This is a genomic window from Bradyrhizobium sp. 195 (assembly GCF_023101665.1).
In the GTDB taxonomy this organism is placed as follows: Bacteria; Pseudomonadota; Alphaproteobacteria; order Rhizobiales; family Xanthobacteraceae; genus Bradyrhizobium.
Genome location: NZ_CP082161.1, coordinates 4,801,962 through 4,823,067 on the forward strand (window position 1 = coordinate 4,801,962; position 21,106 = coordinate 4,823,067).

20 protein-coding genes and 1 pseudogene are annotated in these 21,106 nt (G+C 64.7%); 11 read left to right on the top strand and 10 right to left on the bottom strand.

The window, feature by feature from the left end; all coding sequences use genetic code 11:
- Window positions 1-34: 34 nt before the first annotated feature.
- From IVB26_RS43555 to tpiA, 8 genes and pseudogenes are all read right to left on the bottom strand, one after another.
- Window positions 35-225 (bottom strand): annotated as a pseudogene (locus IVB26_RS43555) (glutaminase); the annotation flags it as partial.
- 113 nt (window positions 226-338) lie between these two features.
- On the bottom strand, window positions 339-554 hold the full coding sequence (locus IVB26_RS22265; RefSeq protein ID WP_247967426.1) for a hypothetical protein: 216 nt from the start codon (window positions 552-554) through the stop codon (window positions 339-341).
- 65 nt (window positions 555-619) lie between these two features.
- The gene (locus IVB26_RS22270; RefSeq protein ID WP_247967427.1) at window positions 620-1,828 is read right to left on the bottom strand and encodes an MFS transporter; all 1,209 of its coding nucleotides are present in this window, start codon (window positions 1,826-1,828) and stop codon (window positions 620-622) included.
- Complete coding sequence (gene kdsA / locus IVB26_RS22275) at window positions 1,828-2,676, bottom strand: 3-deoxy-8-phosphooctulonate synthase (RefSeq protein WP_247967428.1); 849 nt, start codon at window positions 2,674-2,676, stop codon at window positions 1,828-1,830. Before kdsA ends, IVB26_RS22270 begins: the two co-directional genes overlap by 1 nt.
- Window positions 2,677-2,793: 117 nt before the next feature.
- On the bottom strand, window positions 2,794-3,120 hold the full coding sequence (locus IVB26_RS22280) for an NIPSNAP family protein (protein ID WP_247967429.1): 327 nt from the start codon (window positions 3,118-3,120) through the stop codon (window positions 2,794-2,796).
- Between the two features lie 82 nt (window positions 3,121-3,202).
- On the bottom strand, window positions 3,203-4,834 hold the full coding sequence (locus IVB26_RS22285) for a CTP synthase (protein WP_247967430.1): 1,632 nt from the start codon (window positions 4,832-4,834) through the stop codon (window positions 3,203-3,205).
- Window positions 4,835-5,000: 166 nt separating this feature from the next.
- A complete protein-coding gene (gene secG, locus IVB26_RS22290) occupies window positions 5,001-5,387 on the bottom strand; it encodes a preprotein translocase subunit SecG (RefSeq protein WP_246929325.1) in 387 nt (128 codons plus the stop codon).
- A gap of 140 nt (window positions 5,388-5,527) precedes the next feature.
- Window positions 5,528-6,283 (bottom strand): triose-phosphate isomerase, encoded by a 756-nt coding sequence (gene tpiA / locus IVB26_RS22295; RefSeq protein ID WP_247967431.1) that lies wholly within the window; start codon window positions 6,281-6,283, stop codon window positions 5,528-5,530.
- A 220-nt stretch (window positions 6,284-6,503) separates the two neighbouring features.
- Here tpiA and IVB26_RS22300 point away from each other — a divergent pair, with 220 nt between their 5' ends.
- Genes IVB26_RS22300 through moaC form a run of 4 tightly spaced genes read left to right on the top strand, consistent with a single transcriptional unit; the run spans window position 6,504 to window position 10,773 of the window.
- Complete coding sequence (locus IVB26_RS22300; protein WP_247967432.1) at window positions 6,504-8,402, top strand: peptidylprolyl isomerase; 1,899 nt, start codon at window positions 6,504-6,506, stop codon at window positions 8,400-8,402.
- A 14-nt stretch (window positions 8,403-8,416) separates the two neighbouring features.
- Window positions 8,417-9,430, top strand: a complete 1,014-nt coding sequence (gene trpD, locus IVB26_RS22305) for an anthranilate phosphoribosyltransferase (RefSeq protein ID WP_247967433.1) — start codon at window positions 8,417-8,419, stop codon at window positions 9,428-9,430.
- Window positions 9,431-9,437: 7 nt separating this feature from the next.
- Window positions 9,438-10,259: an indole-3-glycerol phosphate synthase TrpC gene (trpC, locus tag IVB26_RS22310; RefSeq protein WP_247967434.1), complete on the top strand. Its 822-nt coding sequence runs from the start codon at window positions 9,438-9,440 to the stop codon at window positions 10,257-10,259.
- Window position 10,260: 1 nt separating this feature from the next.
- Window positions 10,261-10,773, top strand: coding sequence for a cyclic pyranopterin monophosphate synthase MoaC (gene moaC, locus IVB26_RS22315; RefSeq protein WP_247967435.1), 513 nt, complete (start codon window positions 10,261-10,263; stop codon window positions 10,771-10,773).
- 3 nt (window positions 10,774-10,776) lie between these two features.
- Here moaC and IVB26_RS22320 read toward each other — a convergent pair whose 3' ends face one another.
- A complete protein-coding gene (locus tag IVB26_RS22320) occupies window positions 10,777-10,941 on the bottom strand; it encodes a Flp family type IVb pilin (RefSeq protein WP_246931295.1) in 165 nt (54 codons plus the stop codon).
- A gap of 314 nt (window positions 10,942-11,255) precedes the next feature.
- Here IVB26_RS22320 and IVB26_RS22325 point away from each other — a divergent pair, with 314 nt between their 5' ends.
- Entirely contained in the window at window positions 11,256-13,988 is a 2,733-nt protein-coding gene (locus IVB26_RS22325; RefSeq protein WP_247967436.1) for a bifunctional diguanylate cyclase/phosphodiesterase, read from the top strand.
- Window positions 13,989-14,124: 136 nt separating this feature from the next.
- Here IVB26_RS22325 and IVB26_RS22330 read toward each other — a convergent pair whose 3' ends face one another.
- Entirely contained in the window at window positions 14,125-15,462 is a 1,338-nt protein-coding gene (locus IVB26_RS22330; protein ID WP_247967437.1) for a S41 family peptidase, read from the bottom strand.
- 292 nt (window positions 15,463-15,754) lie between these two features.
- Here IVB26_RS22330 and IVB26_RS22335 point away from each other — a divergent pair, with 292 nt between their 5' ends.
- From IVB26_RS22335 to IVB26_RS22360, 6 genes are all read left to right on the top strand, one after another.
- The gene (locus IVB26_RS22335; RefSeq protein ID WP_247967438.1) at window positions 15,755-16,888 is read left to right on the top strand and encodes an alpha-hydroxy acid oxidase; all 1,134 of its coding nucleotides are present in this window, start codon (window positions 15,755-15,757) and stop codon (window positions 16,886-16,888) included.
- A gap of 64 nt (window positions 16,889-16,952) precedes the next feature.
- The gene (locus IVB26_RS22340; RefSeq protein WP_247967439.1) at window positions 16,953-17,576 is read left to right on the top strand and encodes an HAD family hydrolase; all 624 of its coding nucleotides are present in this window, start codon (window positions 16,953-16,955) and stop codon (window positions 17,574-17,576) included.
- Between the two features lie 169 nt (window positions 17,577-17,745).
- Window positions 17,746-17,952, top strand: a complete 207-nt coding sequence (locus tag IVB26_RS22345; protein WP_247967440.1) for a hypothetical protein — start codon at window positions 17,746-17,748, stop codon at window positions 17,950-17,952.
- A 220-nt stretch (window positions 17,953-18,172) separates the two neighbouring features.
- Entirely contained in the window at window positions 18,173-19,384 is a 1,212-nt protein-coding gene (locus tag IVB26_RS22350; protein WP_247967441.1) for a molybdopterin molybdotransferase MoeA, read from the top strand.
- 176 nt (window positions 19,385-19,560) lie between these two features.
- On the top strand, window positions 19,561-20,262 hold the full coding sequence (gene lexA / locus IVB26_RS22355; protein ID WP_247973246.1) for a transcriptional repressor LexA: 702 nt from the start codon (window positions 19,561-19,563) through the stop codon (window positions 20,260-20,262).
- A gap of 391 nt (window positions 20,263-20,653) precedes the next feature.
- Window positions 20,654-21,088 carry a hypothetical protein gene (locus tag IVB26_RS22360; RefSeq protein ID WP_247967442.1) on the top strand — a complete coding sequence of 145 codons (435 nt, stop codon included), beginning with the start codon at window positions 20,654-20,656 and terminating at the stop codon, window positions 21,086-21,088.
- Window positions 21,089-21,106 lie beyond the last annotated feature (18 nt).

A 21,106-nucleotide genomic window follows, 5' to 3' on the forward strand; every position in this document is an offset into this window, starting at 1 on the left:
TCGGCGAGTCAATCGTAGGCGCCGTCAACTCGTCTAATACGCCGGCATTGACCATCGGGTTGAGGGCCGGTTGTCGTTGGTGAGCCGGATCGAGTTGAACGCTTCGCCGGTCGGCTCGACGCCGATGGTGGCGGCCACGTGCTGTTCGCCGACCATCTCGAGCGCCAGCGCAAAGACGAACGCCTACGATACCGGCTGGATCGTGAACGGCACCGCACTGTCGCCGGACCTCGTAGACGTCTGACTGACCGATTTCTCCGCGAATGCCATCGTTCGCTTCAATCCTGCTACGGAGAAGTTCGACGTGTTCGCCAGCGACAAAGCGAATGCCGCGCGGGCTACTTGGAGACGGATGACCTTTCCCAGGGACGTTTGCCGTTGGCATCTCTGTCCCAGGGACGCGTGGTCGGCGCGTTCTTTTCCTCGGCAGCCGCTTTCGCGCGGTCGGCTTGCACCTGCTCGCGATCCGTCACGGATGGCTTGGGCTGCGCTTGAGACGTCTGCGCGGCGACCGGACCCATGGCGAGCAGCGCGGCGATCAGGAACTTTGTCATCCCCGGCTGTAGCATGCTGAGGGCAGGACGTCCGATTTAGTTGCAGGGTTTCCTGCGCACTTTCGTCAGTTGCGCGCGTCGGACGGCGCCCGCGGCTTGAGCAGCCGGGCACAGACAACGCCCAGCACCACCATGATCACTGCGCTCGCGAACAGGGTCGGCATCTTGCCGGCGTGTTGGAGCCCGAAGCCATAGGCGAGCGGTCCCACGGTCTGCCCCATGAAGAAGAAGAACGAATGCAGCGACAGCGCGGTGGCGCGCGCCTCGACCGAGAGCTCGCTGGCGAAGACCTGCAGACAGCCATGAGCGATGTAGAAGCCCCATCCCATCACGATGAGATTCAGTGCCTGCACTTCCCAGCGCGGGCCGAAGGCGACGGCAATGAGCTGCGATGCCACCAGCGTCATGCCGCAGATCATCATGCCCTTCACGCCCAGCCAGGGCAGCAGACGCGACACCGTCAGCGTGTAGAACAGCCCGCCGACCGCAAAGCCCGCGATGACAATGCCGGCGATCGAGAGCGAGGTCTGTCCGAGCTCGAACAGGAACGAGGCGATGTAGGGAAACAGGCCGAGCACGCAGCAGCCTTCGATGAACACCGCCGAATAGCAGACATAGGCATTCGGATTGGTGAAGATGGTGCGATAGCCTGCCTTCAGCGCCGACAGGCTCGTCTTCGGCGGATGCTTGACCTTGGCGCCGTGGAAGCCGGCGGCGACCGCGATCGAGGCGACGATCACGAGCACGCCGAGCACCGCCAGCACGCCACGCCAGCCGAGGAAATCGCCGATCAGCCCGGAGGCCGAGGCGCCGAGCAGATTGCCGGTCATGGCGCCGGCAAGTGTGCGGCTGATCGCGACCTGGCGTTTCTCCGGCCCGACGAGATCGCTGGTCAGGCTCAGCGCCACCGGAAACACGCCGCCCGAGCCGATGCCGGCGAGGATGCGGGTCGCAAACAGAACCGAGAACGAGGACGAGAGCGCGCCCAGGATGTTGGCAAGGCCGAGCAGCGCGAGACAGCCGATCATCAGCCGCGTCTTGCCGAACAGATCGGCGGCGGCGCCAACGATGGGCTGGATGATCGAGAAGGTGAAGGCGAACACCGCGGCAAAGCCCGCGGCGGTCGCGATGCTGACGCCAAAATCCTCGGCGACGTGCGGCAGCACCGGATCGAGCGCGCGGGCCGACAGCGCTGCGGCGAAGCTTGCGCCTGAGATGACGTAGAGCGCTGTCGGCAGACCGTGATCTTGCGGCCGCGCCTCGCCTTGCTGCATCAGCGCGGATTCTTGGCGAGCGCGTCGAACGCCATCAGCCTGGCGATCAGCCCCTCGAACTCGCGCAGGGGCACCATGTTGGGCCCGTCGGACGGCGCGCTGTCAGGGTCGGGATGGGTCTCGATGAAGACGCCGGCAACGCCGACCGCAACGGCCGCGCGCGCCAGCACCGGCACGAATTCGCGCTCGCCGCCCGAGGAGGTCCCCTTCCCGCCCGGCTGCTGCACCGAATGGGTGGCATCGAAGATGACAGGCGCGCCGGTGGTGCGCGCCAGGATCGGCAGCGCGCGCATGTCGGAGACCAGCGTGTTGTAGCCGAATGACGCCCCGCGCTCGGTGACGAGCACGTTGGGATTGTTCGCACTCGTGATCTTCGTGACGACATTCGCCATGTCCCACGGCGCCAGGAATTGACCCTTCTTGACGTTGACGGCCTTGCCGGTCGCAGCGGCAGCGAGCAGCAGATCAGTCTGCCGGCACAGGAAGGCCGGGATCTGCAGGACGTCCACCGCCTGCGCCACCTCGGCGCACTGCATGGCATCGTGCACGTCGGTCAGGACAGGCAGACCGAGCGAGGAGCGGATTTCGGCGAAAATCGGCAGCGACTGCGCGAGGCCCAGCCCGCGCGCCGCCGACGCGCTGGTGCGGTTGGCCTTGTCGAAGGAGGTCTTGTAGACGAGGCCGATGTTCAGCCGCGCGGCGATCTCCTTGAGCGCGGAGGCCACCTCCAGCGCATGCTGGCGGCTTTCGAGCTGGCACGGCCCGGCAATGATCGCGATCGGCAGATCATTGCCGAATTTGACCGTGCCAATGGTGACGACCGGCGCCGCTGAATTCGAAGAGCTCAAGGCCAATCCCTCGTTTCGGCGCGACCATAGCCGCCATGGGGGTCGGATCAACCCCATTCGGCCCGGGCCGTTCGAATATCAGGGTTGCGCCAGAGCTCCCCGCTGCGGCAAGGATCGCTACTTGACCGCCGAGAAGGCGGTCGGCGTCAGGATCTGGCTGACGATGTTGCCGACGATCTGGCCGTCGGCCTCGCTCTCGGCGCGTGCTTTCATCCAGTCCGGATCGGTCATGAACGCGCCCCACTTCTTCTCGCGGTCGGCGAGCGAGTCCCAGGCCAGGAAATAGGTCAGCTCCTGATTGGATTCACCGATCAGCGTCGTGAAGAACCCGGCCTGCTTGATGCCGTGCTTCTCCCAGATCTTCAGCGTGGCGGTCTCGAACCGCTTCAGCAGCGCCGGCAGGCGGCCGGGCACACAGCGATAGACGCGCATTTCGTAGATCATTGGAGTTTACTCCCTGCATTGTTGTTCTTGCGGCAGGGAGTTGTCGCAACAATTCGCGCGATCGTCAAAGGCGGAGAATGCGCTACACCAGCCGGCTCTGCACCATCGCCGCCTGAATGAACGAGGCGAACAACGGATGCGGCTCGAACGGCCGCGACTTCAGTTCGGGGTGGAACTGGACGCCGATGAACCAGGGATGATCCTCGTACTCGACGATTTCAGGCAGCACGCCGTCGGGCGACAGGCCTGAGAATTTCAGCCCGTGCTGCTCGAGGCGGTCCTTGTAGGCGGTGTTGACCTCGTAGCGATGGCGGTGGCGCTCGGAGATCTCGGTGGCGCCGCCATAGACCTGCGAGACGCGGCTGCCGCGATTGAGCGCAGCGGGATAAGCGCCAAGCCGCATCGTGCCGCCGAGATCGCCGGCCTGCGAGCGCTTCTCGAGCTCGTTGCCGCGCAGCCATTCCGTCATCAGGCCGACCAGCGGCTCCTTGGTGGGACCGAACTCGGTGGAGTTGGCTTCTTCGATGCCGACGAGATTTCGCGCCGCCTCGATCACCGCCATCTGCATGCCGAAGCAGATGCCGAAATACGGCACGTCGCGCTCACGCGCGAACTGCGCCGCACGGATCTTTCCTTCCGCGCCGCGCTGGCCGAAGCCGCCGGGCACCAGGATGCCGTTGACGTGTTCGAGGAACGGTGCCGGATCTTCCTTCTCGAAGATCTCGCTCTCGATCCAGTCGAGATTGACCTTCACCTTGTTGGCGATGCCGCCGTGCGAGAGCGCCTCGATCAACGACTTATAGGCATCCTTCATGCCGGTATATTTGCCGACGATCGCGATGGTGACGTTGCCTTCGGGATTGCGGATGCGCTCGTTGATCTGCTGCCAGCTCTTGAGCACCGGCGGGATTCGCGATCCGATACCGAAGGCGGCAAGCACTTCGTCGTCAAGGCCCGCCGCGTGATAGGCCTCGGGCACGGCATAGATGCTGTCGGCGTCGCGCGCCTCGATCACGGCGCTTTCACGCACGTTACAGAACAGCCCGAGCTTGCGCCGCTCTTCCTTCGGAATCTCGCGGTCGGTGCGGCAGAGCAGGATGTCCGGCTGGATGCCGATCGAGCGCAGCTCCTTCACCGAGTGCTGCGTCGGCTTGGTCTTCAATTCACCGGCGCTCGGAATATAAGGCAGCAGCGTGAGGTGAATGTAGATGGCGTGATCGCGCGGCAGCTCGTTCTTGAGCTGGCGGATCGCCTCGAAGAACGGCAGGCCCTCGATGTCGCCGACGGTGCCGCCGATCTCGACCAGGACGAAATCGTAATCGTCATTGCCGGAGAGGACGAATTCCTTGATGGCGTTGGTGACGTGCGGAACCACCTGGATGGTCGCGCCGAGGTAATCGCCGCGGCGCTCCTTGGAGATGATGTCCTGGTAGATGCGCCCCGTGGTGATGTTGTCCTGCTTGGTCGCAGGCCGGCCCGTGAAGCGCTCGTAGTGACCGAGATCGAGATCGGTCTCCGCGCCGTCATCGGTCACGAACACTTCGCCGTGCTGATACGGCGACATCGTTCCGGGATCGAGGTTGAGATAGGGGTCGAGCTTGCGGAGGCGGACCTTGTAGCCCCGGGCTTGCAACAGCGCACCGAGTGCCGCTGAAGCCAGACCCTTGCCGAGCGAAGAAACCACGCCGCCGGTGATGAATATGTACCGCGCCATGGGACTTAACCTCTAATCCCTCGAATTCGATTCGCCAAAGCGATTCGTATTCCGCCCCAAAGATTCTGCGGGCCTGTGGGTGAGCCAAAACTAAGAGTGGTGACAGTGTCTTGATGGGGATTGTTGATGCAGGACGGTAGCAGCCGCCCTGCGTGGCCCCCCTGCTTTATTGCGAGCGCGGCACCTGCGGGCCGCTCGGGGCCGGCGCCTGCTGCTGCTCGTCGGCCTTCTTCAGCGAATCCAGGATGCCGCCCGAGGTCGGCGGCGCGATCGGCGATCCGCCGCCCGGCTGGGTCTGCGAGGCCGGCGTGCCGATGATCGACGACGGCGCACGGCTGTAGCCTGCGTGCCATGACAGGAACATGCTGGTGAGGAAGAAGCCCGCAGCCAAAATCCCGGTGGTCCGCGTCAAAAGGTTCGCAGTGCCACGGCTCGACATGAAGCCCGCGCCCCCGCCCATGCCGAGGCCGCCGCCTTCCGACTTCTGGAGCAGGACGGCGCCGATCATGACGGCGACGATCATGAGGTGGATGACGATGACAACAGTCTGCATAGTGCCCTTCCGTCACAAGCGGGCGGCGCCTGACGGCGGCCGATCGCGCTTCGCGGGTTTTCCTGAAGTTGCGCGGTGTTACACGATCAGAGGGGGTATTGCCACCCCCGATCGGGTCCGGATCCGTGCTTTAGGGTTAGCTAGGAGCAGCCCTTCGCGATCGCAAGGAAATCTGCCGCTTTCAGGCTGGCACCGCCGACCAGGGCGCCATTGACGTTCTTGACCGCCATCAGCTCGGCCGCATTCGAGGGCTTGACCGAGCCACCATAGAGGATGCGCATCTTGGCACCGTCGGCCTTGAACCGCGAGGTCAGGAGCTCCCGGATAAACCCATGAATTTGCTCAACATCCTGGGCTGTTGGGGTCAGGCCGGTGCCAATCGCCCAGACCGGCTCGTAGGCCACGATGAGATTCGCGGCGGTCGAGCCATCAGGCAGCGAGCCGGCGAGCTGCCCGCGCAGAATGTCCAGGGTCTGACCGGCGTCCCGCTGGGCTTGCGTCTCACCGACGCAGACGATCGCCGTCGCCCCGGCGCGCCAGACGGCTTCGGCCTTCTGGCGGATCAGGGCATCGCCCTCGCCGTGATCTGCGCGCCGCTCGGAATGGCCGACGATGATTGCGGTTGCGCCCGCATCCACCAGCATTTCGGCGGCAATATCGCCGGTATGCGCGCCGGAGGCCTTGGGATGGCAGTCCTGGGCCCCCACTGCGACCTTCTTGCCGGCCGCCTTCCCGGCGAAAGCAGCGACCAGGGTCACGGGCGGGCAGACCAGCAGGTCGGCCTTGGCGGCCACCTCTGCCGTGCCATTGAGCATGGCGTCGAATTCGGCAATCGAGCCCTTCAGGCCGTTCATTTTCCAGTTGCCGGCGATCAGCGGTCGGATGGCATCGGTCATATTAATTTCCAGCAAGATGAGGGTTGTGCATGCGCTAGCAGAGGACCTGCCGCAGTTCCAGAGACCAAACCTCTTTAACCGCTTCGCGAGGCCGCATGAGCCGAGGTTGCGGGGGGAAAGCCGCCACTTTATGATGATTGATCAATTTGGTGAGGCGCTTTTGCTGAATCTGCATTAAGACGCGCTCCCGTTCCCCTCCTGCTCAAACAAGTTGGACCAAATGCTTCGAGGAATGCGCAAGGCCTCATCAAACTGGCTCGGCAAGACCATTATGGCCGTGGTGATGGGCGTGTTGATCGTCAGTTTCGGCATTTGGGGCATCGCCGACATCTTCAAAGGATTCGGACAGTCCACGGTCGCCAAGATCGGCAGCACCGAGATTTCGCTGAACGAGTTCCGCCAGATCTACACGGACCGCCTGCAACAGATCAGCCGCCAGTTCGGCCGTCCGCTGACGCCCGATCAGGCGCGTGCCTTCGGCCTCGACCGCCAGGTGCTGCAGCAGACGATCGCGGAAGCCGCCCTCGACGAGGAGGCGCGCCGGCTCGGGCTCGGTCAGTCCGACGAGCAGATCCGCCAGCTCATCATGAACGATCCCAACTTCAAGGGCGTCGGCGGCAATTTCGATGCGAACCGCTTCCAGGCCTTGATCCGCAATTTCGGCTATACCGAGCAGCGATACGTCGCCGAACAGCGCAAGGTGTCGCTGCGCCGGCAGATCACCGGCACGATCGGCGCCGGCCTCGAGCCGCCGAAGACCATGCTCGACGTGCTGACGCGCTTCCAGAACGAGCAGCGCGCCATCGAGTTCGTCAAGCTCGACGCCGCCCAGGCAGGCCAGATCGACGCGCCCTCGCCCGAGACGCTCGCCGCCTATTTCGAGGATCACAAGGTCCAGTTCCGCGCGCCCGAATATCGCAAGCTCGCCTTCGTCGTGGTCTCGCCGGAGGAGATCGGCAAGTGGACCGAGGTGTCGGACGAGGACGCCAAGAAAATGTTCGAGCAGCGCAAGGACCGGCTCGGCACGTCGGAGAAGCGGCAGATCCAGCAGATCGTGTTCCCGAACGTCGCCGACGCGCAGGCCGCACGCGAGCGCCTCGTCGGCGGAATGTCGTTCGAGGACCTCGGCAAGGAGCGCGGGCTGAGCGCCTCCGACGTCGACCTCGGGCTCGTGACCAAGTCTTCGCTCGCTGCCGCAGTCGGCGATGCCGCCTTCGCGCTTCCGGCCGGCGAGATCAGCCAGCCGATCGAGGGCGGGCTTGGCGTCGCGATCGTCAAGGTCGACAAGATCGAGCCGGGCAAAGAGGCGGACTACGCCAGCCTTGCCGGCGACATCAAGCGCGAGATCGCCACCGAGCGCGCGCGCGTCAAGGTCGCCGATCTCCGCGACAAGATGGAAGACGAGCGTGGCGGCGGCTCCAGCGTGATCGACGCGGCGCAGAAGCTCGGCCTCACCGCCGTGACCATCGACGCCGTCGACCGCTCCGGACGCGCCCCGAACGGCCAGCCGGTCGCCAACATTCCGCAAGGCCTCGACGTGGTGTCGCAGGCCTTCAACACCGATGTCGGCGTCGACAACGACTCGATCTCGTTCAATGGCGGCTATGTCTGGTACGACGTGCTCGCCATCACGCCCTCGCGTGACCGCAATCTCGATGAGGTCCGCGACCAGGTCGAGGCGCGCTGGCGCCAGGACCAGATCGCGGCCAAGCTCAAGGCCAAGGCGACCGAGATGGTGCAGAAGCTCGAAGCCGGCGGCAAGCTTGCCGATGAAGCCGCAGCGTTCGGCGCCAAGGTCGAGACCGCGACCGGCTTCAAGCGCGACGATTCTCCCGCCGGCGTGCCCGCAGCCGTGGTGTCGGCCGCCTTCCGCACTGCCAAGGACGGCGTCGGACAGACGGCTGTCAGCGGCGGCAGCGAAGTGGTCGTCTTCCGCGTCACCGACATCGTCGATCCCGCCGTCGACGCAGCCTCCGAGGCGTTCAAGAAGCTGAAGGAGAGTCTCGACCGCGCCCAGACCGAGGAGCAGGTTGCTTCCTACGTCAACAGGCTTGAAACCGACATCGGGACCACCATTAATCAGGCCGCCTTCGCGCAGGTGACCGGCGCGAACCAGTGAGTTGAAAGCACGCGATGGACGACCTGAAATCGATCATTGGAAAAGTGGCGACCGGCGCCAGCCTGTCGCGTGACGAAGCCGCCTCCGCCTTCGACGCCATGATGTCCGGCGAGGCCACGCCCTCGCAGATGGGTGGCTTGTTGATGGCGCTGCGCGTGCGCGGCGAGACCGTGGACGAGATCACCGGCGCGGTTACGGCGATGCGTTCCAAGATGCTGACCGTGACGGCGCCGCCTGGCGCCGTGGACATCGTCGGTACCGGCGGCGACGGCTCTGGCTCGGTGAATGTCTCGACCTGCGCCTCCTTCATCGTCTCGGGCGCCGGCCTGCCGGTGGCCAAGCACGGCAACCGCGCGCTGTCGTCCCGCTCGGGCGCGGCCGACGTGCTCGCCTCGCTCGGCGTCAAGATCGACCTCAGGCCCGAGCAGGTCGGACACTGCGTGCGCGAATGCGGCATCGGCTTCATGTTCGCCCCCGCCCACCATCCCGCCATGAAGAACGTCGGTCCGACCCGGGTCGAGCTTGCGACACGCACGATCTTCAATCTGCTCGGCCCCCTGTCCAACCCGGCCGGTGTCAAGCGCCAGATGGTCGGCGTATTCTCGCGACAATGGGTGCAGCCGCTGGCGCAGGTGCTCAAGAACCTCGGCTCCGAATCCGCCTGGGTGGTGCACGGCTCCGATGGCCTCGACGAGATCACCCTCACCGGCCCGACCTTCGTCTCCGCGCTCCACAATGGCGAGATCCGGAATTTCGAGGTGACGCCCGAGGACGCCGGCCTGCCGCGCTGCGAGGCCGGCGCGCTCAAGGGTGGTGACGCCGATGCCAATGCGGTCGCACTGCAAAGCGTGCTCGACGGCAAGCCGAGCCCCTACCGCGACGTCGCCCTGATGAACGCCGCCGCCGCTCTGGTCGTGGCCGGCCGCGCCAAGGACCTCAAGGACGGCGTCGCAATCGGAACGAAGTCGATCGACAGCGGCGCGGCAAACGCGAAGCTGAAGCACCTGATCGCGGTCTCGAACGGCTGAGCCTGACATGTCGGACATCCTGACCAAGATCGAAACCTACAAGCGCGAAGAGATCGCCGCGGCCAAGCGCGCGCGGCCGCTGTCAGCGGTGGAAGCAAAGGCCAAAGCGCAACCCGCCCCGCGCGGCTTCGTGCGCGCGATCAAGGCCAAGCACGCCAATGGCGATTACGCGCTGATCGCGGAGGTGAAGAAAGCCTCGCCGTCGAAGGGATTGATCCGCGCCGATTTCGACCCGCCCCAGCTTGCCAAGGCCTATGAAGCCGGCGGCGCGGCCTGTCTGTCGGTGCTGACCGACACGCCCTCGTTCCAGGGCCATCTCGACTTCATGGTGGCAGCGCGCGCGGCGACGTCGCTGCCGGTGCTGCGCAAGGATTTCATGTTCGACACCTATCAGGTGGTCGAGGCCCGTGCGCACGGCGCCGACTGCATCCTGATCATCATGGCGGCGCTCGACGATGCCGCCGCCCGGGATCTCGAAGACGCCGCGACTGCCTACGGCATGGACGTGCTGATCGAAATCCACGATCGCGCCGAGCTCGACCGGGCGCTGAAACTTCGTTCGCCGATGATCGGGGTCAACAACCGCAATCTCCGCACCTTCGAAACCACGCTCGCCACCAGCGAGTCCTTGGCACCGCTGATCCCCGAGGGGCGGCTGATGGTCGGCGAGAGCGGCATCTTCACGCCTGCCGATCTCGCCCGGCTCGAGCGCGTCGGCATGTCGACCTTCCTGGTCGGCGAGAGCCTGATGCGGCAGGCAGACGTCACCGCGGCGACGCGCACCCTGCTCGCGCGCGAGACGACGGCACGCGCCACGGGCACGCGCTGACATGGCGCGCACGCCCGCGAAGCCCAAACCGACCAAGGCCGGCCCCGCCCTCACCCATATCGGCGCCTCCGGTGAGGCGCGGATGGTCGACGTGTCGGACAAGCCCGCGACCGAGCGGCTCGCGGTCGCCGAAGGCCGCGTCGTCATGACCAGGGCGACGCTCGACCTGATCGTATCCGGCAATGCCAAAAAAGGCGACGTGCTCGGCACCGCCCGCATCGCCGGCATCATGGCCGCCAAGCGCACTTCGGAACTGATCCCGCTCTGCCATCCGCTCGCGCTGTCGAAGGTGACGCTCGACATCGAGCCCGACGTGAAATTGCCGGGCTGCCTCGTTCGCGCCAGCGTGAAGGTGACGGGCCCGACCGGCGTCGAGATGGAGGCCCTCACGGCCGTGTCGGTCGCCTGCCTCACCATCTACGACATGATCAAGGCGGTCGAGCGCGGCGTGCGCATCGACGGGATCCATCTGGTCGAGAAGCTCGGCGGCAAGTCCGGCCACTACCGCGCGTGAACGTTACTTCAGCGACGTGCTGATCGATGTGAATTTCGTGTTGAGCCTGGAGCCCAGGCCGTTCACGACGGTGATGATCGCAAGCGCGATGCCGGCGGCGATCAGGCCGTATTCGATCGCGGTCGCACCACGCTCGTCGGCGATGAAGCTCTTCAGAATGTTCGTCATGATCGCGTCCCTCTCTGTGTCGCTGGCAGATGTGTTCGCAAATCACGTGCCAATGCGCTTTCGAGGAACGCCAACATGTTAGATGGTTAAGCCCTGGTTGATCACGGCACGGCCGGCAGGAATTGACCGGCATCGCGGGAGCTTGCGGCAATTCCTGCACGGTCTTGCGCCCTGCGCATCGATTGCTTTTGTGCGCGGCCGTTCACATCGCATTAACCGCGCTTCCTAACTTCGCCTCCACACCGATCCCGTAAACCAACGGATGTTTACCGGGCCAAGAATTGACCCTGACGTGTGCACGGCAATGATCCAGCATGATGACGAGATTCGGCAATCGCCTCTTTGACCAGGCCTTCGTGCGCGGCGGACCGATCCGCTGGCTGGTGATGGGCGGCACGCTGCTGATCGCGGCAATTGCCATAGGCTCGGTGCTGATGGCGCAGAATTTCCGCGAGCGGGCGCTGCGTAACTCCAGCCGCGAGCTTGACAACACGGTCTTGCTGCTCGCCCACCATTTCGATCAGCAATTGCTGGATTTCGCGGTCATCCAGAAGGATTTCGTCGACCACGTCCGCAGCACAGCAATCAACAGTGCCGAGGACTATCGCAAGCGCCTCTCGGGCCAGGACGTCCATCGGATGTTGCGCTCGAAGATCGAGGCGCTGCCCTACATCGGCGGCGTCAACATCATCGACGCCGACGGCGATCTGATCAACTCCTCCACGGCCTGGCCGGCTCCGAAAGTGAACGTTGCCGATCGCGGCTATTTTCGCACCTTCAAATACGATCCCTATTCGCCTGACGTGCTGATCGAGCCGCTGCATAGCCGCGTCTCCGGCGCATGGACCATCCTGGTGGCCCGGAAGATCGTCGGACCGAGCGGCGAATTCCTGGGTGTCGTCGGACGCGGGATCGAGCCCGCGAATTTTGAGAAATTCTTCGCCTCCGTCGCGCTCGGCGAAGACGCCACAATCTCGATGCTGCATCGCGACGGTACGCTGCTCGCCCGGTATCCGCATTCCAGCGAATTGATGGGACGGAATTTCAAGAACGGTTCATTTGCGCAGCAGAGGGTTTTTGGTCTCGATCACTTCGCCGGCCGCTTTGTAAGCCCGATCGACGGCGACGACCGGCTGATCTCCTCGCGCGCCCTGCCCCACTACCCGATCCTGATGATGGCCACCACGACGCGCGCGGCTGCACTAGCGGACTGGCGAGAGCAGATCGGCATCCTGATCTCGGTCGCCGCCTCTTCCGCGCTCGCCATCGCAGGCGTCCTGATCGCGGTCGTGCGCAAGCTGCTGACACAGCACCGACTCTCGCGGGAACGATTGACGCTGGAAAAGCAGCGGCTCGACCGCGCCGTCAACAACATGACGCAAGGCCTTTTGCTGTTCGACGCCGACCGTCGGCTGGTGGTCTGCAACCAGCGCTACATCGAGATGTACGGACTTTCGGCCGAAACCGTGAAGCCCGGCTCGAGCTTCCACGATATCATCGCGCATCGCAAGGTGACCGGCTCCTTCACGGGCGACGTCGACGATTATGTCGCGCGCGTGCTGAAGGACGTACATGCGCGCAACTCGATGGTCGTCGATACTTCCGACGGCCGCTCGATCCTCGTCCTCAACGAACCGCTCGCGGACGGCGGCTGGGTGGCTACCCATGAGGACATCACCGAGCGACGTCGTATCGAGGAGCACATTACTCACCTTGCCCATTACGACGCGCTGACCGATCTGCCCAACCGCACCATGTTTCACGAGCATCTGCGCGAAGAGCTCGCCGCTGTCGGCAACGGCGAAGAGATCGCGGTGCACTACATCGACATCGACGAGTTCAAGGGCGTCAACGACGCGCTCGGCCATCTCGTCGGGGACGAGCTGTTGAAATCGGTTGCCGCAAGCCTGCGTCGCTGTGCGGGCCCGGCGGATTTCGTGGCGCGGCTCGGCGGCGACGAATTCGCCATCGTACAGAGCCCGGTGACGTCGCTGGACCAGGTCAACGAACTCGTCGCGCGGGTCTTCGAGGCCATCCGCGCGCCGTTCGACTGTCTGGGCCATCATCTCAATACCGATGCCAGCATCGGCATCGCGCTCGCACCCGAACATGGCACTGCGCTCGACCAGATCCTCAAGAACGCGGACATGGCGATGTACGCCGCCAAATCCGCCGGACGTCGCACCTATCGCTTCTTCGAGCCGGAGATGGACGCCAAGGCTCGCGAACGCCGGCAGCTCGAGAGCGACCTGCGCCACGCCATCGTCCAAGGGGGTCTCGAAGGCGGCCTCGAGGTCTATTATCAGCCCTGCCTCGGCCTGAAGGATGATCGCATCACCGGCTGCGAGGCACTGGTGCGCTGGCGCCATCCCGAGCGCGGCATGGTCTCGCCGGCGGAGTTCATCCCGATCGCCGAAGATACCGGCCTGATCAACGAGATCGGCGAATGGGTGCTGGCGACCGCCTGCCGGGACGCGGCAAGCTGGCCCGACGACATCCGCCTCGCCGTCAACGTCTCGCCGGTGCAGTTCAAGAGCGGCACTCTGGCGCTGAAGATCATGGCGGCGCTCGCTGCTTCGAACCTGCCGGCGAGCCGGCTGGAGCTCGAGATCACCGAGGCGGTGCTGATCCGCGACGACGACACTGCGCTTACGATCCTCCACCAGCTCCGGGCCATCGGCGTGCGCATCGCGCTCGACGATTTCGGCACCGGCTACTCGTCGCTGAGCTATCTGCACCGCTTCCCGTTCGACAAGATCAAGATTGACCGCTGTTTCGTCAACGACATCGCCGGTCCCGACGGCTCAGCCAGCATCGTCCAGGCCGTCGTCAATCTGGCGGCCGCGCGCCGCATGACCACCACGGCCGAGGGCGTCGAGACCGAGGAGCAGCAGCGCCTGCTCCGCGCGCTCGGCTGTTCCGAGATGCAGGGCTATCTCTTCAGCGCCGCCAAGCCCGCCGACAAAGTGCTCGAGCTGTTCGCGCTGCATCGCAGCCGGCTCGCCCAGCGCGAAGGCAGCGGCAGCCGGCGCCGCGAGGCGGGTTAGACCGGAACGTAGCGCTGTAGCCCGGATTGCGCTGCGCTCCATCCGGGCTGCGGATTACCGTGACAGTCCCCAAACGAAATCGCCCGGGAGCGGTGATGCACTCCCGGGCGATCTCGATGTCTCGAAGTCGTAGAGCTTAGTTCGGCACCGCAGCCTTCGGCGCGCGCTTCGCCGCAACCGCATTCGCCGTGACGCCGTGCAGGAAATCGTAAGCCGCATGCAGGGCCTTGTCGTCCTCCTCCTTCGGAGGAACGTAGGACTGCGATCCGGTCTGCTCGCCACCCTCGCCGGCCGACAGATGCCCGCGCATCTGCGACTCCGCCATGGTGTCCATCCGGCCCTTCAGCTCGGGCGGCACGTCCTGCAGGATCTCGATGTCGGGGGCAACGCCCTGGGCCTGAATCGAGCGGCCCGACGGCGTGTAATAACGCGCCGTGGTCAGCGCCAGCGCACCGTTGCCGGCGCCGAGCGGAATGATCGTCTGCACCGAGCCCTTGCCGAACGAGCGCGTGCCGATGATCGTGGCACGCTTGTGGTCATGCAGCGCGCCGGCCACGATCTCCGAGGCGGAGGCCGAGCCGCCATTGACCAGGATCACCAGCGGCTTGCCCTTGGTGAGGTCGCCGCCATGCGCAGTGAAGCGCTGGGTCTCTTCGGGACTGCGGCCACGGGTCGAAACGACCTCGCCACGTTGCAGGAACGCACTCGACACCGACACGGCCTGGTCGAGCAGACCGCCCGGATTGTTGCGCAGGTCCACCACGTAGCCGACGAGCTTGTCCTGCGAGACGTCCCTGGTGATCGAGGCGATCGCCTTCTTCAGGCCATCGGTGGTCTGCTCGTTGAACGAGGTGATGCGGATATAGCCGATGTCGCCGTTCTCGACATGGAAGCGAACCGGGCGCACATGAATGATCTCGCGCTTGATCGCGACATCGAGCGGGGCGTCGGCGCCCTTGCGCACGATGGTGAGCTTGGTCTGGGTATCGACCGGGCCCTTCATCTTGTTAACGGCCTGCTCGAGCGTCATGCCCTGCACGGCCTCGCCGTCGATCTTGCTGATGAGGTCGCCGGACATGATGCCGGCCTTCGAGGCGGGCGTATCGTCTATCGGCGAGACGACCTTGACGAGGCCGTCTTCCATCGTGACCTCGATGCCGAGGCCGCCGAACTCGCCGGAGGTGGTCTCCTGCATCTCGGTCCAGGCCTTCGCATTCATGTAGCGCGAATGCGGATCGAGCGAGGTCACCATGCCCGTGATCGCGCCCTCGACCAGCTTGGCATTGTCCGGCTTCTCGACATAGCTCGCCTTCACGCGCTCGAACACTTCGCCGAACAGGTTGAGCTGGGAATAGGCATCATTCGCACCCGCTGCCGCCCGCGCCGCCCATACGCCGCCGTGGGGGCTGGCTACCAGAAAGGTCAGAGACGCTCCGGTGAGCGCGCCCAGAGGGAACAGCAGGGATTTCCGCATGTAGTCTGACCTTTTCGCTTGGGGCTTTGGGGCGCCATGCAATTGGCGATCCAGTCCGTTTCTCACAATACCATTCTGGTTTCTTCAAGGCCGGGACGCCACGCGGGCGGGTACCTCCGCAGAAATCGCTTCGTTCGGGCCTAAACTTTTGGCAACGTTGCAGGACTGGTCCGCCCGCAAGGGGAATCGGTGGGCCGGTCTACGCCTCGCAGCTATGCGATTTTAGGATAGTTTTGGAGGGCTGGACGGGTTAGGCGATGACATAAGGCTTCAAATTCTCGGGAGGATAACAATGAACGAAGCACCCCGCATCCGGCCGGAACGGAACGTCGAACTCGGCGCCAGCAACGAGCCGTTCCAGAACCTGCACGAATTCATCCGGAAAGCGCGGGCCAACCTCAACCAGAACGCCTGGGACTACATTGTCGGCGCCGCCGAGACCGAAACCACGATGCGCCGCAACCGCATGGCGCTGGACGAGATCGCCTTTCGCCCGCGCGTGCTGCGCGACGTCCGCAAGGTGGACGGCTCGGTTCAGCAGTTCGGCCGCAAGATGCGCCTGCCGGTGGTGCTCGCCCCCGTCGGCGCGCTCGAGATCTTCGATCCGGATGGCGCGGCCAGCGTTGCGCGCGGCGCCGGCACCTTCGGTGCCGCGCACATGCTGAGTTCGGTGTCCGAGCCCGGCCTGGAGAAGACCGCCGAGATGGCCCCCGATGCGCTGCGGCTCTATCAGCTCTATGTCCGCGGCGACGACGCCTTCGTTGCCGATGTCGTCAGCCGTGCCGAGAAGAACGCCTATGCCGCCTTCTGTCTGACCGTCGACACCGCCCATTACAGCCGTCGCGAACGTGACATCGCCAAGCGCTACGTTCGCGAGAGCCGCCTGCGCGCCACCGGCGGCGATTTCCAGAAGGGCCTGGAGTGGCGGACCGTGAAGATGGTCAAGGACAAGTTCAAGATCCCGCTGATCCTGAAGGGCATCGCCACCGCGGAGGACGCCCTGATCGCGGTCGATCACGGCGTCGAATGGATCTACGTCTCCAACCATGGCGGACGCCAGCTCGACCATGGCCGCGGCGCCATGCATGTGCTGCCCGAAATCGTCGAGGCCGTGAAGGGTCGCGCCAAGATCATGGTAGACGGCGGCATCTGTCGCGGCACCGATATCGTCAAGGCGATCGCGGCAGGCGCAGACCTCGTCGGCATCGGCCGGATGCAATGTTGGGCACTGGCGGCGGCCGGCGAAGCCGGCATCACACGGATGCTGGAGCTCATGGAGGACGAAGTGCTGCGCTGCCTCGGCCTCTTGGGCGCCACTTCGTTTGCCGAAGTCGACAAATCCTGCCTGCATCCGGCGACCGCCACCAACGCGCCGAGCGTGTTCAGCGCGTTCCCGCTGTTCGACCACGAGCCTTATCGATACTGACTTGTCGATAGTGACTTGCCGACTCTTGCCGAACTCTTGCCGATATCGAAGTGAAAGGACGCAGGTGACATCGCTCTCTCCCGGCAGCGCCGATGCGCTTTTGTTCGATCTCGGGCGCGTGGTGCTCGACATCGACTTCTCCAAGGCGATCGCCTGCTGGGCGGGGCATGCCGGCTGCCAGCCCGAATCCATTGTCGCGCGCTATGTGCGTGACGAGGCCTACCGGCTGCACGAGGTCGGCAAGATCAGCGACGAGGATTATTTCGCCTCGCTACGTGCTTCGCTCGGAATCGGCATTTCGGACGCCCAGTTCCTGGAGGGCTGGAACGCGATCTTCGCCGGCGAAATGCCGGATATCGCCGAGTTGTTGCCGCGCGCGGCGAAGCAGATGCCGCTCTACGCCTTCTCCAACACCAACCGGCCGCACGTCGACTATTTCTCGAAGGAATATGCCGATCTGCTCGGCCATTTCCGCGGACTGTATTTGTCTTCCAGCATCGGCCTGCGCAAACCGGATGCGGAGGCTTTCGACCATGTCGTCGCGGCGATCGGCGTGCCAGCGGAGCGCATCGTGTTCTTCGACGATCTCGCCGAGAACATCGAGGGAGCGCAGGCGCGCGGCCTGACCGCCGTGCATGTCACGTCGCCGCGCGATGTCGGGAACGCCTTGAAGGCCCTAGGAATCTGAGGCTAAACGGTCCCAGCGCGAGCCCACCGCACGCCCCGGTTCCCGGGACCAAATCTGCGGAACATGAGGAACCCAAACCCTTTGTGCATTTTTGTACAGAGTTCCGGGAACGGAATGCCACCCTTCGGACTCATGAGTCGGTTGGGACTTCTACATCGGACTTATCGACGTGCTGGGCAAAACCTATCTCACCAAGCAAGCCTCTCTCCTGCTTGAATTCGCAAGAACCACCTCGGATTCTGACCTTTCCGCCAAGCTGATCAGCAAGGCCGCCGACCTGAAGTCTCAGGCCGACCCTCTGCCCGACAAGGATCAAGGTCCCAAAGCTCCCGACGTCGCACTGAACGACGGCTCGGGCCGACCGAGCGGGAGTTGACCGATGCTGGCCGTGGCATTCGTCCTTCTCGTGCTCGCCATGGCCATCCTCATCCCGGTCTGTCTCGCCTTCCGGATCATGCCGCGACGGAATTGAGCCGCCTCCTCCACTGCTGAGGCCACGCAGGATAAATCACCCTGCGTGCTGCTTTGCCTCGCGCCCGCACTCGGATAGAACTCTCGCCGGCCATTTACCAATGTGCTCAGCAGGAGTTTAGCCCGTGGCCCTGATGCCGGTTTCGGACGCGCTTGCCGCGGTGCTGGCGGGTGCAGAGCCACTGCCCGAACAGAAGGCCTCCCTCGACGAGGCCTACCATCGCGTGCTCGCGCGCGACGTCGCGGCGCGGCGCACGCAGCCGCCGCAAGCGATGTCGGCGATGGACGGCTATGCCGTGCGCGCCGCCGATGCGGCAACGATCGATTCCCGGCTGACGGTCATCGGCGAGGTCGCGGCGGGCCGTCCTTTCGCAGGAACGGTCGGTGCCGGCGAAGCCGTACGGATCTTCACGGGCGGCGTCATTCCCGACGGTGCGGACGCGGTCGTGATCCAGGAGGACACCGTCGCGGACGGCGATAGCGTCACGATCAAGGAAGCCGCGATCGCCGGACGGCACATCCGCCCGGCAGGCGTCGACTTCCGCGAGGGCGACGTGCTCTTGCGCAAAGGAACCCGTCTGACAGAGCGCGACCTCGCGCTCGCAGCCGGAATGAATCACCCGCATCTCGCCGTCTGCCGCCGTCCGAAGGTCGCGATCCTCGCCACCGGCGACGAACTGGTGATGCCGGGCTCAACGCCCGGGCACGGCCAGATCGTCTATTCCAATGGCTACGCCCTGCACGCTCTAGCCCGCAGCGAGGGCGCCGAGACCATCGACCTCGGCGTTGCCGCCGATACGCTTGCAGCCACCTCCGCCGGCATCCGTCGCGCCCGCGAGAGCGGTACCGACATCCTGATCACGACCGGCGGCGCGTCGGTCGGCGACCACGATCTGGTCCAGCAGGCGCTCCTGGACGAAGGCATCTCGATGGCGTTCTGGAAGATCGCGATTCGGCCCGGCAAGCCGATGATGCACGGACGGCTCGGCGCGATGGGTGTGATCGGCCTGCCCGGCAATCCCGTGTCCTCCTACGTCTGCGCCTTCCTGTTCATGGTGCCGCTGATTCGCGCGCTGTCGGGCCGTTCAGTGATCCATCATCGTCGCGAGCGCGCCGTGCTGGGCCGCGATCTCGGCGCCAACGACCAGCGCGAGGATTATCTGCGCGCGCGGCTGGAGCTGCGCGACGACGGCACGCTCGTCGCCGTTCCCGTCAGTCATCAGGACTCCTCTCTGCTTGCGAATCTCGCTGCAGCACAGGTACTTCTCGTCCGCCCACCGTTCGCCCCGAAGGCCGAGGCCGGCAGCCCTTGCGAGGTGCTGCGGCTCCCCGTCTGAACTGCGCGGCCACACGCATTCCGCGAGTTTGCCTCTGTTCACGGTAAATTAAGCAGTTGCGGAACATGTATCGAACATATAGTGTCCGTTCATGATTTGTTTCGAGCATGCAGCGGCTTATCGCTGAATTCATCGTCTCGGAATCGAACGACATCAACCGGGGGACTTTGGTCGAGATGTTAACGCGCAAACAATACGAGCTTCTGCGGTTCATCAGCGAACGCTTGAAGGAAAGCGGCGTGCCGCCCTCCTTCGACGAGATGAAGGATGCGCTCGACCTGCGCTCGAAGTCAGGCATTCACCGCCTGATCACCGCGCTCGAGGAGCGCGGCTTCATCCGCCGCCTGCCCAACCGCGCCCGCGCCATCGAAGTGATCAAGCTGCCGGAGCTTCAAGCTGCCGCCGGCAACCGACGCGGCTTCACGCCGAGCGTCATCGAGGGCAATCTCGGCAAGGTCCGCGCGAGCTCCAGCCCGGCCGTGGACGAGGGCGAGCGGCCCGTTGCAGTGCCCGTGATGGGCCGCATCGCGGCCGGCACGCCGATCGAGGCGTTGCAGACCCGCAGCCACACCATCAGCGTGCCGCCTGACATGCTCGGCTCCGGCGAGCACTACGCCCTCGAAGTGCGCGGCGATTCCATGGTCGAGGCCGGTATCCTCGACGGCGACATGGCGCTGATCCAGCGCAACGAGAGCGCCGATACCGGTGACATCGTGGTGGCGCTGATCGACGACGAGGAGGCCACGCTCAAGCGCTTCCGCCGCCGCGGCGCCTCGATCGCACTCGAACCCGCCAATGCCGCTTATGAGGTGCGCATCCTGCCGCCGAACCGCGTGAAAATTCAGGGCAAGCTGATCGGGCTTTACCGGAAGTACTGAGACCCCTCGGCGGTCATTCGATACCAATGATTCCGATTGGAGCGGATCTGATCCGCTCCTGCTGGGCAGTCTTCTGGTCTTGCGCAGATTGTCCGGCCCCTTCCAGCGCGACGCCCCGGCGTGTCGCCGCCAAGCACTCGTCACTTTTCGGTCTCGAGGCCTCGAGCAGACAATGATACATCGGCGCGCGCGGGCCGCTAACGCTCGTCTTTGCCGAATGCATTGATGTGAGCTTTGTTCCTCGCGGATTCGAAAAGATAATTTGATCGCATCCCGCGTGCCAGCCGCAGATTTGCCTACAACCAAGCAGAGCGTTGTCTGCTTCCACTCTGATAGAGGCTTGCGCCTCCGAGGGAGGCGCGGGTTGCTATCTTCGCATGAGGAGCACCCGATGTGTGACTACAGCCTGCATGCCGTTGCATCGCGCCCCGCCGAAGTCGGCGAGACGATCGTGTCGACAACGTTCCGCGGCACCTCGACGCGTGGTTTTGCTTCTGCGGCCGATCCGACCGTGGCCGTCTGCCTGCTGCCGGGGACGGAGCTCGCCTTCGCCGACAACGTCCGTTACGACAATCGCTGGATCTGGACGCGCACCGTCAATTCGCGCGTCGGCAAGTTCGGCAAGATCGATCCGCACATTCCCGATCGCCATCACGACGCGATCGAATTCCCGGATGGCAAATACGTGCTGGTGACGCAACTCGTCGAAGGCCAGCGCGCAACCGTGCTGCAACTGCCGGTGACCCAGCCCGTCAGCGAGCGCGAGCACAAGCCGCAGATCATCGCCGACGGCCGGCCGACGGTCACGCGCCTGCCGATCGGCTGACGCCACTCGACCGACAAT

Coding starts and splice junctions, on each gene's coding strand:
- IVB26_RS22335 (WP_247967438.1), top strand. CDS start 15,755: ATGAACGAAGCACCCCGCATCCGGCCGGAACGGAACGTCGAACTCGGC.
- IVB26_RS22330 (WP_247967437.1), bottom strand. CDS start 15,462: ATGCGGAAATCCCTGCTGTTCCCTCTGGGCGCGCTCACCGGAGCGTCT.
- IVB26_RS22320 (WP_246931295.1), bottom strand. CDS start 10,941: ATGACGAACATTCTGAAGAGCTTCATCGCCGACGAGCGTGGTGCGACC.
- IVB26_RS22265 (WP_247967426.1), bottom strand. CDS start 554: ATGACAAAGTTCCTGATCGCCGCGCTGCTCGCCATGGGTCCGGTCGCC.
- IVB26_RS22270 (WP_247967427.1), bottom strand. CDS start 1,828: ATGCAGCAAGGCGAGGCGCGGCCGCAAGATCACGGTCTGCCGACAGCG.
- secG (WP_246929325.1), bottom strand. CDS start 5,387: ATGCAGACTGTTGTCATCGTCATCCACCTCATGATCGTCGCCGTCATG.
- IVB26_RS22360 (WP_247967442.1), top strand. CDS start 20,654: ATGTGTGACTACAGCCTGCATGCCGTTGCATCGCGCCCCGCCGAAGTC.
- tpiA (WP_247967431.1), bottom strand. CDS start 6,283: ATGACCGATGCCATCCGACCGCTGATCGCCGGCAACTGGAAAATGAAC.
- moaC (WP_247967435.1), top strand. CDS start 10,261: ATGGCGCGCACGCCCGCGAAGCCCAAACCGACCAAGGCCGGCCCCGCC.
- IVB26_RS22325 (WP_247967436.1), top strand. CDS start 11,256: ATGATGACGAGATTCGGCAATCGCCTCTTTGACCAGGCCTTCGTGCGC.
- IVB26_RS22300 (WP_247967432.1), top strand. CDS start 6,504: ATGCTTCGAGGAATGCGCAAGGCCTCATCAAACTGGCTCGGCAAGACC.
- IVB26_RS22285 (WP_247967430.1), bottom strand. CDS start 4,834: ATGGCGCGGTACATATTCATCACCGGCGGCGTGGTTTCTTCGCTCGGC.
- IVB26_RS22280 (WP_247967429.1), bottom strand. CDS start 3,120: ATGATCTACGAAATGCGCGTCTATCGCTGTGTGCCCGGCCGCCTGCCG.
- trpC (WP_247967434.1), top strand. CDS start 9,438: ATGTCGGACATCCTGACCAAGATCGAAACCTACAAGCGCGAAGAGATC.
- trpD (WP_247967433.1), top strand. CDS start 8,417: ATGGACGACCTGAAATCGATCATTGGAAAAGTGGCGACCGGCGCCAGC.
- lexA (WP_247973246.1), top strand. CDS start 19,561: ATGTTAACGCGCAAACAATACGAGCTTCTGCGGTTCATCAGCGAACGC.